Source organism: Streptomyces sp. FIT100, assembly GCF_024584805.1.
Lineage (GTDB): Bacteria > Actinomycetota > Actinomycetes > Streptomycetales > Streptomycetaceae > Streptomyces.
The window spans coordinates 3,551,222-3,566,213 of record NZ_CP075715.1; the positions used below are offsets into that span (position 1 = coordinate 3,551,222).

The following is a 14,992-nucleotide window of genomic DNA, read 5'->3' on the forward strand; positions in this document are numbered from 1 at the left end:
ACCATGCAGACAATGCAGACCATGCGCCGACCGTGAGCGGTCCTCGCGGTCAGTCCTCGACGCGGACGCCGATCTGCGCCGCGAACACCGGGGCCAGATCCATCAGTTGGGCCGTGCTGATCACCGCCCCCGCAAGCCGCTCCACCCCCCGGGCGATGTCCAGCTCGCCGCCCGCCCGCCGCAGGTCCACGTCCCGCATCCGGGCGCCGCTGAAGTCCACCCGCCGCAGCGCGCAGTCCCGGAACTCCACCCGCACCAGCTCCGCCCCGCCGAAGTCGGGCTCGGACAGGACGCACCCCTCGAAGACCACGTCCGTCAGCCGGGCGCTGCGCAGATTCAAGTAGTCGATCTTCCCTCCCCGCACCACGACCCTCTCCAGCACCGCTCCGTGCAGCTGCACTCCGCCCATCCGCGCGTCCACGACCTCCACATCCCGCAACGACGCCCCCGCGAGGTCCGTCCCCACACCTCGCACCCCCGCCAGCACCGAGTCGATGAAGCGCGCTCCTGTCAACGACGTCTCGTCCAGGCCGCACTCGCGCAGCGCGCAGTCCAGGAACCGCGCCCCCGCCCCCGCCTGGCCGGCCAGATCCAGCCCGGACAGCTCAAGTCCGTCGTAGTCCCCGTCCGGCTCCAGGGCGCCCTCGTACGGCCGCAGGGGCGGCAGCCGCACCTCCGCCCGCCGCGCGCTTCTCGTCTTTCCCGCCATGCACCCATCGTGGCGCACACCACTGACAACGCCCCGAACTCCCGACCTTGACCTCAACCTTGGTCGAGGTTGAAGAGTGGGCTCACCACGCCGCCCGGCCGTACACCACCCGGCACACCCGGCACGCAACGCACGCGCCACGCGACACACCGGCCACCCGGCCGTACGCCGCCCAGCACAAGGGAGCACCCGATGCACGCCATCCGCCTGCACGCCTTCGGCCCCGCCGAGAACCTCACGTACGAGACCGTCGCCGACCCCGAACCCGGCCCCGGCCAGGTCCGTATCGCCGTCGCCGCGGCCGGCGTGCACCTCCTCGACGCTGCCCTGCGCGAAGGGGGTGCCTTCCACGCCGTAGGCCGTGGGGGAGCCTCAGGCCCCAACGCCGCCGCCGTCGAACTGCCCACCATCCCCGGCCGCGAGGTCGCCGGCACCGTGGACCGCCTCGGCGAGGGCAGTGACCCGGCCTGGCTCGGCAGGCGCGTCGTCGCCCACATCGGCATGGTCCCGGGCGGTTACGCCGAACTCACCGTCACCGACGCCGACCGGCTCCACGAACTCCCCGACACCCTCGACGAGTCCACCGCCGTCGCCATGATCGGCACGGGCCGCACCGCCCTGGGCATCCTCCAGTTCACCGACCTCGGCCCCGGCTCCGTCGCCGTCGTCCCCGCCGCGGCCGGCGGCATCGGCACCCTCCTCGTCCAGTACGCCAAGAACGCGGGCGCCACCGTCATCGGCCTCGCCGGCGGCCCCGCGAAGACCGCCCACGCGACCGCGAACGGCGCCGACCTCGCCGTCGACTACACGCTCCCCGACTGGCCCGAGCACGTCCGCGCGTACCTCGGCGACCGCCACGCCACCGTCGTCTTCGACTCGGTCGGCGGAGCCGCCGCCCGTGCCGCCGTCGACCTCCTCGGCAAGGGCGGGCAGCACATCGTCTTCGGCTGGTCCAGCGAGGGCATCAACGGCGGCTCCCCGCTCAGCTTCACCGACGAGGAGCTGACGGCCCGCGGCATCACCTCCGAGAGCGTCCTCGGCCCCGCCATGCTCGACAGGGCCGGCGGCCTGCGCGCCCTGGAACTCCGCGCGCTCGCCGAAGCCGCCGCAGGCCGCCTCCGCCCGGCCGTCCAGCGCTTCCCCCTCGCCGAGGCGGCCGCGGCCCACCGCGCACTGGAGACCCGCGGCACGGTCGGCAAGGTGGTCCTGGAGCCGTAGGCCCCCGGCCCCGGGGGGAGAGCCGGGCCGTCACCCTCGCTCCGGTTCCCCCCGGTACGTCTCGTTCCGGTACACGTCCCCCAAGTCCCCCAGCGACTCGTCCGAGGCGTCCTCGTAGGCCTCGTCCCCCGCCGCCTCCCGCGAGTCCCCGCGCGAGTCCCCGCGCGGCTCGCCGTGCTCCCCGGCGGCTTCGCGCTTCTCCTCCTCGAGCCGCTTGCGGATCCTCTCCGGCCTGTCTCCGAGCTGGTCCATGACCGTTCTCCCTCGTGAGCGCGGCACCCCCCGCTCCCGCGGCCAGGGTCACACAGCCCCGCCCGCCCCGCACCCGGAAGCCGCCCCGCCCCGGACGCCCAGCGCTGTGAGCGCCCCGTCCGTCAGCCGGTACACCGTCCACTCGTCCTGCGGACGCGCTCCCAGCGCCTCGTAGAAGGCGATCGACGGGGCGTTCCAGTCCAGGACGGACCACTCCAGCCGCTCGTAGCCGCGTGCCACGCAGATCCGCGCCAGCTCCGCCAGCAGCGCCTTCCCGTGCCCGCCGCCCCGCAGCCGCGGCCGTACGTACAGATCCTCCAGGTAGATCCCGTGCACCCCGCGCCACGTCGAGAAGTTCAGGAACCACAGCGCGAAACCGGCGATCTCGCCGTCGTCCGTCTCCGCGATGTGCGCAAAGGCCGCCGGCCGCTCCCCGAACAGCGCCTCACGCAACTGCTCCTCGGTCGCCCGCGCCTCGTGCGGGGCCTTCTCGTACGCGGCGAGCTCACGGACCATCGCGTGGATCACGGGGACATCGTCAATTGCGGCATCACGAATCATGAACGCACCCTGCCCCCACCCACGCTCAGCGCGCCAGCAGATTCCGGGCGATGGACACCTGCTCCTCCCGCAGCCGCACCGCTCCGCCCCGTACGTCCCACAGGGCGTTCTGCAGCACCCGCCCCAGCGTCCAGGCCCGCGCCCGCTCACGATCGGTCGCCACCAGCGCATCGGCCAGCGCATCGAAGCGCCACCGCACCGCGTCCGGGTCGAAGCGGTTCCACAGCGCGGGATACAGCTCGAACCCCGGATCGCCGGCCAGCGGCTTCGGGTCGATCGCGAGCCACGGCTCACGCTCGGCGGCCAGAACGTTGCCGTAGTGCAGATCCCAGTGCAGCAGCCGGTCCCCCGGCTCCTCCGCCACCTCACGCACCGCCGCCGCGCAGTCCCTCAGCAGCGCCCGCTCGTCCCCGTCCGCCAGCCGCCCCACCAGGCCCGGCGACGCGTCGAGCATCGCCGCCGCCGTGTCCCCGAGCCTTCGCAGCCCGCCCGCCGGCGCGGGCACCGCCGACAGCCGGGCCAGCAGCTCCGCAAGGATCCCGACCGCCGCACGGTCGTCCGCCACGGCCGACAGATGCCGCCCCTCGTCCAGCCGTTCCAGCAGCAGCGTCCCGGTGTCCGCGTCATGGTCCAGCAGCCGTACGGCCCCGTCGCCGGCCCAGGTCCGCAGCGCCAGCCACTCGCCCTCGGTCTCCGCGTCCACGAGCTGCAACTTCAGCACCGCGCGCGTCCCGTCCGCCGCCCGCACCACCGGCAGCACCAGCGACGCCACGCCGTACATCGACGGCCCGGTCACCCGCAGCCCCCACCGCCCCAGGAACTCCGCGGCCCGCCCGGGAAGCGCCTCGACGAACGCCCGGCCCGCCTCGCCGTTGTGCCGGAGCTGCGACGCCACCAACCCGTCCGGAATCTCGATCACCGTCACAGCCACAGCGTACGAGCACGGGCGTCCGAGCACGGGGCGTACGAGCACAGGCGCAGCGGCACAGGAGTAGCGCACGGACGCAGCGTCACGGGCGCAGCGGCACGGGCCCGCCTGGACAGCCCAACCGCCACCGGTGTACGAACACCCCCATGACGAGCACGATCAACGGCGGCATCTCCTTCTGGTACGCGGACGCCGGCATCCCCGCCCCCAGAGAGCCCCTGCCGGGCGACGCGTCCGCCGACGTCTGCATCGTCGGCGGCGGATACACCGGACTGTGGACGGCGTACTACCTCAAGAAGGCCGTCCCCTTCCTCAACATCACCGTCCTGGAAGCCGCGTTCTGCGGATACGGCGCCTCCGGCCGCAACGGCGGCTGGCTCTACAACGGCATCGCCGGCCGCGACCGCTACGCCCGGCTGCACGGCCACGACGCCGCCGTACGCCTCCAGAAGGCCATGAACGACACGGTCACCGAAGTCATCCGCGCCGCCGACGACGAGCACATCGACGCCGACATCCACCAGGGCGGCGTCCTCGAAGTCGCCCACACCCCGGCCCAGCTCAGCCGGCTCAGGAACTTCCACGCCGTCGAGATCGCCTTCGGCGAGAAGGACCGCGAACTCTACGGCGCCCGCGAGACCGCCGACCGCATCCGCATCGCCGGAGCCGTCGGCTCCAGCTGGACCCCGCACGGCGCGCGCCTCCACCCGGTCAAGCTGGTCAAGGGCCTCGCGGCAGCCGTCGAAGCGCTCGGCGTGACGATCCACGAGTCCACGCCGGTGACCGAGATCAGGCCCAAACACGCGGTCACCCCCTACGGCACCGTCCGCGCCCCCTACGTCCTGCGCTGCACCGAGGGCTTCACCGCATCCCTCGCACACCACCGCCGCACCTGGCTCCCCATGAACTCGTCCATGATCGCCACCGAGCCGCTCCCCGCGGACGCCTGGGACAGGATCGGCTGGCAAGGCCGCGAAACCCTCGGCGACATGGCCCACGCCTACATGTACGCCCAGCGCACCGCCGACGACCGCATCGCGCTCGGCGGCCGGGGCGTCCCCTACCGCTACGGCTCACGTGCCGCCACCACCGAGAACGCGGGACGCACCCAGCCCGCCACCATCGACGCCCTGCGCGCCGTCCTCACCCGTTTCTTCCCCCAACTCGCCGGCGTCCGCATCGACCACGCCTGGTCCGGCGTCCTCGGCGTCCCCCGCGACTGGTGTGCCACCGTCACCCTCGACCGCTCCACCGGCCTCGGCTGGGCCGGCGGCTACGTCGGCTCCGGCGTCGCCACCGCCAACCTCGCCGCCCGCACCCTGCGCGACCTCGTCCAGCAGGACTCCGGCCAGTCGGGCCCCACCGACCTCACCGCCCTGCCCTGGGTCAACCACAAGGTCCGCAAATGGGAACCCGAACCCCTCCGCTGGCTCGGCGTCCACACCCTCTACGCGGCCTACCGCACCGCCGACCGCCGCGAACTCACCGCCCGCACCACCCACACCGACCGCCTGGCGACCCTCGCGGACAAGATCTCCGGCCGCCACTGACAGGGCCCCGGCAACGCGGCACTGCCCTGGGCGGTGGAGTGTCCCCTGTCCCCTGTCAGCTGTCTGGGGGTCGTGAAGTGGCCACGGAGCCGGGCTTTCGGGAGGTACGGCGACCCCCCTCGCTGGTCCGACGACTACCGCCTTCAGGCACGCGCATACGTCGGCGGACTCCAGCAGAACAGAGCTGGGAGCCACACGCGCAGGTGGTGGCTCGCTTCGACGCGGCCGTATCCCACCACGCGCGCATCGCCGCCGCGCGGTGCCAGACCCTCGTCGTCGGCACACACGGTCTGGCCCCGACCGTCTGGCTGGCCAGTCGCCTATGCCTCCACCCCACGCCGGAAGCTTTCTGGGCCGGCGTCGCGTTCCCCGACCTCATCGACGTCGATCTTGGCGCCGGCCTCGAAGCGGTCATGCCGGGTCAGCAGACCCACAGCGGTGCTGAACTGCCGTCGGGTGCTTGCGCCGCCTTCCCGCGCCCCGACTGACCGTGAATGACCGCACGATCTGGAGTGCACCTGGCACATGGCTACGGTCGGTCGGTCCCTGGATACCCAAGTGGTAGGGTCACGCTCTTCGCCAGGCTCCCCCTGTGCGGAGTCCCCGCGGCAGGTCGTACTATGTCCGATCCTCTTGACCTCGATCCGTACGCAATGTGGCTGCACGCCCTCGGCGAAGCTGACCGGGTCTTCGCATCACCTCCCGACCTCGACCGCCCGGTGGGGGGTTGCACCTACTGCACCCCGGAGTCGGAGCTGCACATTCTCGGTGGCGATCCTGCTGCCGTACCAGACGATCTCCTCGGGCATTTCATGCGCGAAGTCGTCAACCACTGGGACGCGGACCAGTATCCCGTCCTGTGGCGCCGCCTCATGCCCCGTGCGCTGCGCTATTGGGGGCCCGAGGGCAATGACACCGATCGATCCCTGGAACTCGGTCATCTCGGCCAGTTCGGCGCCAGGTTTGTCGACTGGCCCGCGCCCGAACGGGCCGTGGTGGAGCAGGCTTTCCGAGCGCTACTGGCCCTCGCCCTGGTTGATGGCCGACCTGCTGGGGATATCACCGACCTCCTGGAAGGAATCGCCCACGCAACGGGTGATCTGGAACCGTGGCTGGAGCACATCGCCGGGCTCTCCGGCCCCGCGGCGGACGCCGGCCTCGTTCGCATCGCCTTCGGCTGGGCGACCGACCTTCTCTGGGAGGACCTCCAGCTCTCTTGGTGGTACGACGGCGACCCTCAGGCGATCGCTGCCTGGCTGCCCACCCAGCGCGCCCGCATCACCACCTTCGCCACGCACCACCCGCGCTGTAAGACCGCGGCGGACGCGTTGATCGCGATCGACCGTATCCAAGCCGGGGACCACAGCCCATGGTCGTACCCGTACAGCGGGAAGTTCCTCAGGCTTGCCCCATGACCAGACCTGTCGATGTCTCGCAGCTCAGACGACATCGGCCTCGTGTACCCCCGCTTCAGGAGCCTGGTGGGGCGAGTTGGGGCCTGGCCTGCGGGATGCCGACTTCGGCTTCTGCCGGCTGCGCCCCCGGTGGCAACCGCAGTTCCCCGTGAGCCCTCGCCCTATCTGGCGCGGTTGTGGCACGGGGAACCTTCTGATCCGTGGCTCCAGCCGGATCGGTCAGCGACGTCCATACCGGTCGAGGGCCCACAGGGACGCTAACGGATGGTGCGGTTGCCGGGGTTGCGGCTGGCGCTGGAGCTGCCATGGGGCGAGAGATCATGGCCCCTTACGCTGAGTAGCGAATCGGGCCGATCGAGCCCTGCAACGTCCACCGCTCCCTCGTCCGTGTCAGCGAGACGGTCGGCGTCCGGCCGATCCGGCTCCGCGACGCTCCTCACCGCTGCCGGAGACGCACGCCACGTAGGACCGGCCGCTGAAACGGCGGCCTGACCGTGAATGACCACTGTCGTTGATGTCACCCATAGATGCCGAAGACCCCCAACCACGATCGGTTGGGGGTCTTCGCCCTGGAGCCCCCTGTCGGGTTCGAACCGACGACCCCCGCTTTACAAGATCCGGCCGCCGACTCTCGGGCTAGGGCGTTGCCCGCCCGCACTAGCTAGCACAGTGTCGGGCTGTCCCTCCGAGTACCGCTAAGTGCACCCACGTTGCCGTCAGACGTTGCCGTCAGGCCCGCGCATTACGAGTTGTCCGATCTTGGTCCGGGAGTGTCCACGGGTGTCCAGCGTGGTACTTACGCGCCTGGTCAGATGGGTTGCCAGACTTCCGTAAACATCAGCGGATCACCCTGGAACGGGCGGTCAATGAGACCACCGTTGAGACCACGACCTCTTCGTCCCGAACGCGATTGGCAGGGTGCCTGACCTCTCCAACTGCGTTGCCCGCCGTGGTGCCGCTGGTGGTTACCGTCCATGGACGTCCGCGAACGTCACTGGTCGTTCGTGCCGTTTGGCCCCCCGGGGTCGAAGCTGCGGCAACCCCACACCACTGGGGCGCCGGGCCCTGAACTGGCTGTTCAGGTCTGGCAGGGGCAGCGACATCGCCACGGACGGGCCCGCTCGACGACGGAGAGCAGCGGCGCCGCACCGGGCGACGTGGTCGACCAGACGTGGCGCCATCCGGTCGTACACGATTAGTGATCCTTGCCGAACGAGGAGTCATGAGGGGAGGTCGTTGCCCTACCGCTCGACCTGCCTCCGCCTTAGCATGTGATCTACGCGATAGGGCATTTGGGGGATGCATGATCGATGTTGGCGGGGCGCTGCCGGCCGCGCCTCTGAGGGGGGACCTGCCCAAGCAGCAGCGCATGGAGATGCTCCAGGACAGTTACCTGAGAGCGGTGGCTGCGGCAGCAGGTTGCACCATGGCGAAGCCTGACCCTGATGACGGGATTGACTGGGTAATAACCCATGCGTCTGACCTGCATGAGGCGGACTGTCAGATTGATCTGAAGATACAGCTCAAGAGCACTTGGACCTCTGGGCCTAACCCGGCTAACGGATTTGTATCCGTCAACTTATCGAATGATCGGCTCAAGCTTCTCGCGCGTCAGAAGGTGATTGTCCATCGCATTTTGGTGGCGATGATCATACCCGAAGATATCGCGGCCTGGGTCGAGGCCACTCACGATATATTTAAGCTTCGTCACTGTGCTTACTGGCGCAGCGTTACTGGCGAGGAACCGTCAGGAGAAAAGTACACATCCGTCAGGGTGCCGACCGCTCGAATATTTGACGATAAGGCGCTTTGTGAGATTATGGAGCGCATAGGGAAGGGAGGTAGGCCGTGAACACTCCAGACTTTAAGGAAATCGCACGCCACCTCACTGACCAGCAATTAGCTCTCGCGCTCCAGAACAACGGGTGGCAGAAATACGGGGGGCAGGCGAATCTGTATAGCCGTTGGCGTCCCATCTCGGAAAGTGGCGAGCGGGTAAGAGGTGTTCTCCTTCCTCAAGATGCGGAGACAGATGACTATTTTGAGCTACTGAGTCAAGCAGTTGCACAAGCCTGGAAGATGGGTGGCGGAAGCATTCGTTCTCTTTTGGAACGTGCTGCCACGCTGCATTCTCTTGGCGACGAAGTGAAGTTCCACAAGGAGACGCAAAGTCGAAGGGGGACCATCCCTTGGACTGCTGGCGAAGACCTGCATGCTGGCGCGCAGAAGTCCATGGTGGTAGGAGCTAAGACGCGGAAGTCGAAGGTTGCCTATTTCGGTAACGCGAACTATTTTCTTGCTAAATCCTTCCTTGACTCCGTTCTCATGGGGCAGACTGAGGTGGGCAGCTACGTAATCACCGCCTATGTGCCCCCAGAAGAGGTGTATACGGAGCGGAAGGTGAATCCCGGAGAAACGATGCCTTTGATGGGGCGTCATACGGGTCGGGAAATCACGCTGGGCATGGTGGATGCCCTCTCGGCTGCCCGAGAATCTGTAGATCACTTCAACGCATCTGGGTCCACGCACGGTTTCGTTGAAAACGTCAGGCGCGGTTTCTGTTACGAACTAACGCAGGCGGTGCGTGCTCTCATTAGGGACTCTGAGGGGGCGGAGATCGAGGTAGAGCTTAACTCGGCCGAAGACCTACTCCGCGGAGAACCAGCACAACGGCACAGGTTGGAATTCTTCCCCTCCGACTACTCAGCCCTAGAGACCGCCGGTAACATTTTTGCGGCCACTGCGGCTGCCGAGTATGTCACAGTGCTCGGGGCAGTCACGCAACTGGAGCGTCCAAAGCCGGGGGAGCCTGGAGTGGTACGCCTTGATGTTTTCGGCGGGTCTAGAGCCAAGAAGATGCGCGTGCGACTCAAGGTTGAGGACTATGACCTGGCGGTTGATGCACACAGGAACAATCTGGCTCTCAGAATCCGCGGGCGCCAAGAAGTAGAGGGCCACTTTTTCTGGCTATATGACCCGGAGATTTTGGAGCTTGTGCAAATTAGGCCGGAAGGTCCCGGTGAAACGGTTGAGTCTGGGGAGCAAGAGGGCCTATTCTGAGAGGTTTTCGCTTATCGGGGAAGGAATCCAGGTTTCTGTTCCGCGAGCGCGTGAAGTCGCGCAAGGTAGTCCTGCGCCGCTGGCTCGGAGCTGTACCGGCGCCGCATCTCGGCAGCTAGTTCCCGGCTGGTCATGATCAGTGAGGGCACCGACTGCCGGTCCCCTTCGAGAGCGCGATCCCCCATGGTGAGTGCCTGCTCCAAGTCGCCCTCACGCGCCGCCGTGACTCCCAGCGTGACCCGCGCTTCCGCGTTGCGCATCGGCGAGCGCTCGGTGCCGTCGAAGTCTGTTCCCGCCCTCAGCACCTCTTCGGCGAGCGTGCGCGCAAGTTTGTCTTCGCCGACCAGGCGGTAGCAGTCCATCGCGTAGAAGTCGAACTTGGCAGGGTCCACCACGAAGTGGTTGTCCAGGTTCTCGGGGTACGGCATCCCTTCGAGCATTCGCCGCCCCTTGTCCAAGGCAACTTCGACTTGCCGGCGGTCCCCGAGCCGCGCCCATGCCTTGGCTTCCTGGGCAGCGAGCTGCACAGCCACGCCATGATGCGAAGCCCTATCAGCTCCGGCCTGCGCCGCTGCGATGACGCCGCGGTAGTCGCCGGTCGTGAGGGCGAACCATGCCCGCATCTCGTGCGCCCACCCCGCGACCTCTGCATGGTCAGCCTCGGTCGCGAGCGAGAGCGCCGCCTGGCGCGTCGACTCAGCCGCGTGACGGGCGCCCGTGTCGTACTCGACACAGCCGACCAGTAGCGCGAGCCAACCGGACAGCGCGAGAACCTCGCGATGCTGCGCGAGCGTGAGGCTCTTCTTGTGGAGGTCGACGACGCGGCGGAGCCACTGCCGCCCCTCGATGAGGAGCTGTTCGCTCGGCATGAACGGGTACTCCGAGGAGAGCCGGTCTGCTGTGATCCGCAGAGCATCGAGGGTGGAGTTGTCGACGTCGGACCGGTTGAGGCGGCTCACGATCTCCAGCGTCTCCATGCCGGACGCCGCGAGGATCTCCCTGTCTCCGTCCCGCCGTGAGGGCGCCGGGAAGAGCGCGTGCGTCACGGTGCCGAAGAGGGCCGCGATGATCGGTTGGTAGAAGTCGTTCGGCATTTGGCCTGACTCCCAGCGCTTCCACTGGCGAATCATGCTGTCTTCCGCGGGCAGCTCAGTGGGAGCGTGCGCCCGCAGTGCTCGGACCGCCTCCCGCTGGGACCAGTCGCGCGCCATCCGTTCGGCAGCGATGCGCCGCGCCCATGCGGGCCTGTCGTCGGTCATGCGCCCTCCTCCGAGTGCCTACTCCGAGTCTCCCTCGCGACCCGGGGGGACAGGGAAGGGGACAGCGGGGTGTCACCGGACATGTCCCTACCTCCGCTTCGCCGTCCCCTTGCTGTCACTTACGCATCAACTCCCGTTCCCCGCATGCTGGTTGCAGATCACGCACCACCTGGGGCGGAGCGCTCTTCGAGCACTGTGACCCGTTCAGCCAACGCCTGAATCTGGGAGCGGATTTCCTTGATGTCGTCACGCACGTCGCTGGTGGGGGTCGACCCGTCGCTGACGAAGTTGCCGAGGTTCCCGGCCGAGACGATCAATCCCTCGGCGCGGAGTGCTGCCAAGCCGTTTTGGATGGTCTGGCTCGCAAACCCGAACCGGTCCATCAACTCTCGCTGCGAGGGGAGTTTGTCCCCCGGCTTCATCTTCTTGATGTCGTCGCGGAGCGCGTCCGAGACCTGCGCCGCTTTCGGCTTGGGTCCACCTGTGACAGTCATGCTCTGAGCGTACCCACCACAGCGAACTAGAGCGCATCACCGCACAAGACTTGTGCACCACAGCAAACTAGTGCACGCTAGTCAATGAGCGGCCCGCCCGATTCCCGGGTTGGCAAGCGCTTGACCTGCACGAATGGCTTGGGATTGTCCGTATGACCGCCCTTTGCGGCGGTCGGAAGGCGGCTTCGGTCGCGCGCCGCGGGCCCCACGCCGATTGCTCCTTGAGAACTCAACAGCGTGACGAGGTGGCCGCCTCCTCCGAAAAGGCGGCCGGCGCGGGGAGAGCTCGCGCGCTTCCGACCACTTCGCGGCAGTCTGCCGCGGCCGGTTGCCTCCGCTGCTCGTCTCGTACGAGCAGCGCTGAGGGGAGCCGGATCCCGTCTCCAACGGCGCGCGGCCCCGGTGGGCAAACACCGGGGCCGCTGTTCGGGCCGTTCCTGTCTGAGAGGAGCACGACCCATGAAGGCCATCGTTGCTGGTCATGTGGCTGTTACGGCCACAGAGTTTGTTGAGCTCGCCCTGGGCACCCCGGTTGAGTTGTGGCTGGGTGTGGAGGGGGAGAGCGAGGAGGAGCGGGCCGCTCGTCTGGACGCGGCGCGGGACATCCTCGCCGACAACCCGAGCCTTCCGGACGACGTGTCCCGCGTCGCCGCGGAGGCGATCGAGGCGTTCGCGCCGGAGCTGTTCAACGTCACCCCGCTGGTCCGCCGCCCGGTGGTCCGGCGTCGTCCGCGCCGCGGCAAGGCGGTGGCGGCATGAGCGGGCGGGTACTGCGGGCACAGATGAGCTTGCGCTGCTGCGGGACGACAGCTCCGGCCCGGACGGCTGGCCCGTGCTGGCAGTTGTTCGTGGTCGTGCCCGGGTTGGTGAGTAAGTGGCCCGTATTCACCTGGTCCACGTCGGTTGAGATCCCGAGTATCGAGCAGCGGGCGGAAGCCCTGGCCTCGCTCGGCTACGTCGTCGCGGATGGTGCGGAGTGGGAGTGGACCGAGGACACCGGGCCGGAGTACCACCCGCACCCGGTCCGCGTGGCTGTGACCGCCGCCGCGCAGATTCGCCCCCTGGGCGGGGGTGCGTCATGACGACCGTGACGAGCACGGAGCGGCCGACGGTGCCGCCGCTCACGAATCCCGAGATGGGCCTTGCCGGTGTCGGCGCGCTCGCCGCGGCCGGTGTCGGCGCGCTCGGTCTGATCTCCTCCTTCGACGCTGTGTCGGAGGCTGCGGCACGGTGGGGGTTCAGCTCGCCGTGGATGCTGCCGGTCGGTATCGATGTAGCGATTCCGGTGTTCACGGTGGCCAATCTGCTGCTGATCCGGATGGACATGGCCCTTGCCTGGGTGCGGTTCGTGCCCTGGGCGCTGACGCTGGTGACCTGCGGGCTGAACGTCGCGGCCGGGCATGGTGTGTGGGCGAAGGTGGCTCACGGGACGATGCCGCTGCTGTGGGTGGTGTTCTCCGAGATCGGCGCCCACATCTACGCCGTCCGTATCGGCGCCGCGACCGGCCGACGCATGGACAAGATCCGTTTCACCCGGTGGCTGCTCGCCTTCCCCTCCACCTTCGCCCTCTGGCGGCGCATGACGCTGTGGGAGCTCACCTCCTACACCGAAGCCCTCGCCCGGGAGAAGGAACGGCAGCTTGCCCGCGCTGAGTTGCGCGAGGTGTACGGGCGCCGGTGGCGCAAGCACACGCCGCACCGCACCCGGGTACTGCTCAAGCTGGGGGACTTCGCACCTGCCGCGATCGAGGCTGACCCGGCCCCGGAACCCCAGCCCGAGCCCGAGGCACCGAAGGATGAGGCGCCCAAGCCGCGCCGCAACCGGAAGACAAGCCCGAAGGCGAAGGCCACACGGTCGGCGGCGGAGCTGCTGGCGGCGGCGCGGGAGGCCGCAACGGACTGGTCCGATGCCGAAATCAACGCGGAGAAGATCCGGACCACGCTGCGCTGCTCGGCAGCCAACTCCCGCACCGTGCGGGACACGCTGCTGGCGGAGCGGGCTCAGGCCGCGCGTCCTGTCGAGTTCGAGGGGGCGGCGGCATGAGCAGCACTCTCTTAACCGCTCTCGCTGTGGCCGGTCCGCTCGTGGCCGGATGGGCCACGCATGCCCGGTGGATGCGGCGGAATCTGCACACCGCCCGCCGTGACCCGCTCACCGGGCTGCGAACGCGCGAGGGCTTCACCCGCCGCGCCACAGTCCTGTTGAAGGATCCGCGGGCGGTGGTGGTCCTCGCGGACGTCGACAAGTTCAAGCACATCAACGACACTCACGGCCACGCAGCAGGGGACGCGCTCCTTCAGGCGACCGCGGCGCGCCTGGCTCACTACGTCGGCACCGATGGTGTGGTGGGGCGGCTCGGTGGTGATGAGTTCGCTGCCGTCGTCATCGACACCCAGGGCACTGTGGGCGATCTGCTCGCCGTACTCCATGGCGTCCTTGCCCGGCCCGTCGACGGACAGCCCCCGGCCGTGCGCACCACGGTCTCTTTGGGCTGGGTGCGGGCCGGGGACTTCCCCGGCGAGGATCTGTCCTCGCTGCTGGGTCGGGCAGATGAGGCCATGTACGCGGCCAAGCAGGGCCGTGCCGGCATCCGCCGGGCTGGGCTCGGCCGCCTGTTTGCCACCGTTGCCGGGCGACGCTCCGGACGACGGGGCGCCCGCACCGCCCCGCCGGACGTGGGGATGGTCGCCTGATGTCTCCTGTGTTCGGCAAGTGCTACGACCCGACCGGCGCGATGTATGGGATCCCCACCTACCCCTGGCGGCTCGCCCCCGACGGCTACGCCACCCGCCGCCAGCTCCGCGCCCGCGGCTTACGCCCTGGCGGTCAGCCGGTCGCCGCGCAGTTGATGCGCCGTTCATCCCGCCGCAAGGGCGGGGTCATGGTCGCCCACCTCTACTGCATCGATCGGGCCAAACCGGTCCGGCCGATGACCTCGCGCAAGTGGGGCGCACTCGCCCTTGCGATGCTCGCCCGCCGCACCTGCCCGGCCTGCCGGATGGATGCCGGATACGTCATCCCGCCCACGCTCGGCACCTGCGTCACCTGCGCCTACCCCGACGAACAGCGCGCTGCCTGACCAAGCGGGCCCGGACGCCCACCTTCCACAGCACACGGCCGGGCCCGTTCTCTCCCTCCCGTTCGAAAGGAGGCCCGTGATGGGCCTGTTCAGCCGGAAGTTCGACCGCATGCAGACCGAAGAGCAGAAGTACGCCGCCCGTCAGGCGCGCCCGCTCCCGCAGCACAACACTCCCGCTGCCTCAACGCGCGACAGCAGGGCTGAGCGGTGGGAGGCGAACCACCCCATCGCTGGCTCCGCACGGGTACAGCGACTCCGCTCGAAGGTCGAGAAGGTCGGCAAGATCGAGAAGCGCGGCGGCAAGTTCGTCGTTGACGGCTGGACCTTCAAAGAGGGAACCCCGGAGCAGGTCAGGCCCGGCTCCGCTCAGAGCCGTATCGGGTCCCTCACGTTCGCCGATCTCTGCGACATCTACGAGTACGAGACCGGCCGCAAGGTCCGCCGCAGGTGACTTCCACACACCGCA

General features: G+C 68.7%; 18 protein-coding genes and 1 tRNA gene. 12 read left to right on the forward strand and 7 right to left on the reverse strand.

Features of this window, described 5'->3' with window-relative positions; translation table 11 throughout:
- Positions 1-49 precede the first annotated feature (49 nt).
- Positions 50-709 (reverse strand): pentapeptide repeat-containing protein, encoded by a 660-nt coding sequence (locus KK483_RS15680; RefSeq protein ID WP_262005854.1) that lies wholly within the window; start codon positions 707-709, stop codon positions 50-52.
- Between the two features lie 192 nt (positions 710-901).
- On the opposite strand from KK483_RS15680, the gene KK483_RS15685 reads away from it, so the two are divergent.
- Entirely contained in the window at positions 902-1,927 is a 1,026-nt protein-coding gene (locus tag KK483_RS15685; RefSeq protein WP_262005855.1) for a zinc-binding dehydrogenase, read from the forward strand.
- 30 nt (positions 1,928-1,957) lie between these two features.
- Here the strand turns inward: KK483_RS15685 and KK483_RS15690 are convergent, their stop codons facing one another.
- Genes KK483_RS15690 through KK483_RS15700 form a run of 3 tightly spaced genes read right to left on the reverse strand, consistent with a single transcriptional unit; the run spans position 1,958 to position 3,665 of the window.
- Positions 1,958-2,179: a hypothetical protein gene (locus KK483_RS15690; RefSeq protein ID WP_262005856.1), complete on the reverse strand. Its 222-nt coding sequence runs from the start codon at positions 2,177-2,179 to the stop codon at positions 1,958-1,960.
- Between the two features lie 48 nt (positions 2,180-2,227).
- Positions 2,228-2,740: a GNAT family N-acetyltransferase gene (locus KK483_RS15695; RefSeq protein ID WP_262005858.1), complete on the reverse strand. Its 513-nt coding sequence runs from the start codon at positions 2,738-2,740 to the stop codon at positions 2,228-2,230.
- 25 nt (positions 2,741-2,765) lie between these two features.
- Positions 2,766-3,665 (reverse strand): aminoglycoside phosphotransferase family protein, encoded by a 900-nt coding sequence (locus tag KK483_RS15700; protein WP_399014158.1) that lies wholly within the window; start codon positions 3,663-3,665, stop codon positions 2,766-2,768.
- Positions 3,666-3,814: 149 nt separating this feature from the next.
- Here KK483_RS15700 and KK483_RS15705 point away from each other — a divergent pair, with 149 nt between their 5' ends.
- The 3 genes from KK483_RS15705 (at position 3,815) to KK483_RS15715 (ending at position 6,633) form a co-directional block, all read left to right on the forward strand.
- Complete coding sequence (locus KK483_RS15705; protein WP_262005859.1) at positions 3,815-5,218, forward strand: FAD-binding oxidoreductase; 1,404 nt, start codon at positions 3,815-3,817, stop codon at positions 5,216-5,218.
- Positions 5,219-5,421: 203 nt separating this feature from the next.
- The gene (locus tag KK483_RS15710; protein ID WP_262005860.1) at positions 5,422-5,706 is read left to right on the forward strand and encodes a hypothetical protein; all 285 of its coding nucleotides are present in this window, start codon (positions 5,422-5,424) and stop codon (positions 5,704-5,706) included.
- A 132-nt stretch (positions 5,707-5,838) separates the two neighbouring features.
- Complete coding sequence (locus tag KK483_RS15715) at positions 5,839-6,633, forward strand: hypothetical protein (protein WP_262005861.1); 795 nt, start codon at positions 5,839-5,841, stop codon at positions 6,631-6,633.
- Positions 6,634-7,203: 570 nt separating this feature from the next.
- Here KK483_RS15715 and KK483_RS15720 read toward each other — a convergent pair.
- A tRNA-Ser gene (locus tag KK483_RS15720) sits at positions 7,204-7,270 on the reverse strand.
- A 732-nt stretch (positions 7,271-8,002) separates the two neighbouring features.
- Between KK483_RS15720 and KK483_RS15725 the strand changes: the two genes are divergently transcribed.
- Together KK483_RS15725 and KK483_RS15730 are read left to right on the forward strand one after the other, a co-directional pair.
- Complete coding sequence (locus KK483_RS15725; protein ID WP_262005862.1) at positions 8,003-8,485, forward strand: DUF4365 domain-containing protein; 483 nt, start codon at positions 8,003-8,005, stop codon at positions 8,483-8,485.
- Positions 8,482-9,693 (forward strand): hypothetical protein, encoded by a 1,212-nt coding sequence (locus KK483_RS15730; protein ID WP_262005863.1) that lies wholly within the window; start codon positions 8,482-8,484, stop codon positions 9,691-9,693. Before KK483_RS15725 ends, KK483_RS15730 begins: the two co-directional genes overlap by 4 nt.
- Positions 9,694-9,704: 11 nt before the next feature.
- On the opposite strand, the gene KK483_RS15735 is transcribed toward KK483_RS15730, so the two are convergent.
- Together KK483_RS15735 and KK483_RS15740 are read right to left on the reverse strand one after the other, a co-directional pair.
- Positions 9,705-10,952, reverse strand: coding sequence for an XRE family transcriptional regulator (locus KK483_RS15735; RefSeq protein ID WP_262005864.1), 1,248 nt, complete (start codon positions 10,950-10,952; stop codon positions 9,705-9,707).
- Positions 10,953-11,110: 158 nt separating this feature from the next.
- Entirely contained in the window at positions 11,111-11,446 is a 336-nt protein-coding gene (locus KK483_RS15740; protein WP_262005865.1) for a winged helix-turn-helix domain-containing protein, read from the reverse strand.
- Between the two features lie 459 nt (positions 11,447-11,905).
- Here KK483_RS15740 and KK483_RS15745 point away from each other — a divergent pair, with 459 nt between their 5' ends.
- The 6 genes from KK483_RS15745 to KK483_RS15770 all read left to right on the forward strand — a co-directional run bounded on the left by KK483_RS15745 (position 11,906) and on the right by KK483_RS15770 (position 14,977).
- A complete protein-coding gene (locus tag KK483_RS15745; protein WP_262005866.1) occupies positions 11,906-12,205 on the forward strand; it encodes a hypothetical protein in 300 nt (99 codons plus the stop codon).
- Between the two features lie 23 nt (positions 12,206-12,228).
- Positions 12,229-12,528, forward strand: a complete 300-nt coding sequence (locus KK483_RS15750) for a DUF6303 family protein (RefSeq protein ID WP_262009526.1) — start codon at positions 12,229-12,231, stop codon at positions 12,526-12,528.
- Positions 12,525-13,490 carry a DUF2637 domain-containing protein gene (locus KK483_RS15755; RefSeq protein WP_262005867.1) on the forward strand — a complete coding sequence of 322 codons (966 nt, stop codon included), beginning with the start codon at positions 12,525-12,527 and terminating at the stop codon, positions 13,488-13,490. The genes KK483_RS15750 and KK483_RS15755 overlap by 4 nt, the downstream gene beginning before the upstream one ends.
- The gene (locus KK483_RS15760; protein ID WP_262005868.1) at positions 13,487-14,140 is read left to right on the forward strand and encodes a GGDEF domain-containing protein; all 654 of its coding nucleotides are present in this window, start codon (positions 13,487-13,489) and stop codon (positions 14,138-14,140) included. The genes KK483_RS15755 and KK483_RS15760 overlap by 4 nt, the downstream gene beginning before the upstream one ends.
- Entirely contained in the window at positions 14,140-14,526 is a 387-nt protein-coding gene (locus KK483_RS15765) for an RRQRL motif-containing zinc-binding protein (RefSeq protein WP_262005869.1), read from the forward strand. The genes KK483_RS15760 and KK483_RS15765 overlap by 1 nt, the downstream gene beginning before the upstream one ends.
- A gap of 79 nt (positions 14,527-14,605) precedes the next feature.
- On the forward strand, positions 14,606-14,977 hold the full coding sequence (locus KK483_RS15770) for a hypothetical protein (RefSeq protein WP_262005870.1): 372 nt from the start codon (positions 14,606-14,608) through the stop codon (positions 14,975-14,977).
- Positions 14,978-14,992: the final 15 nt, after the last annotated feature.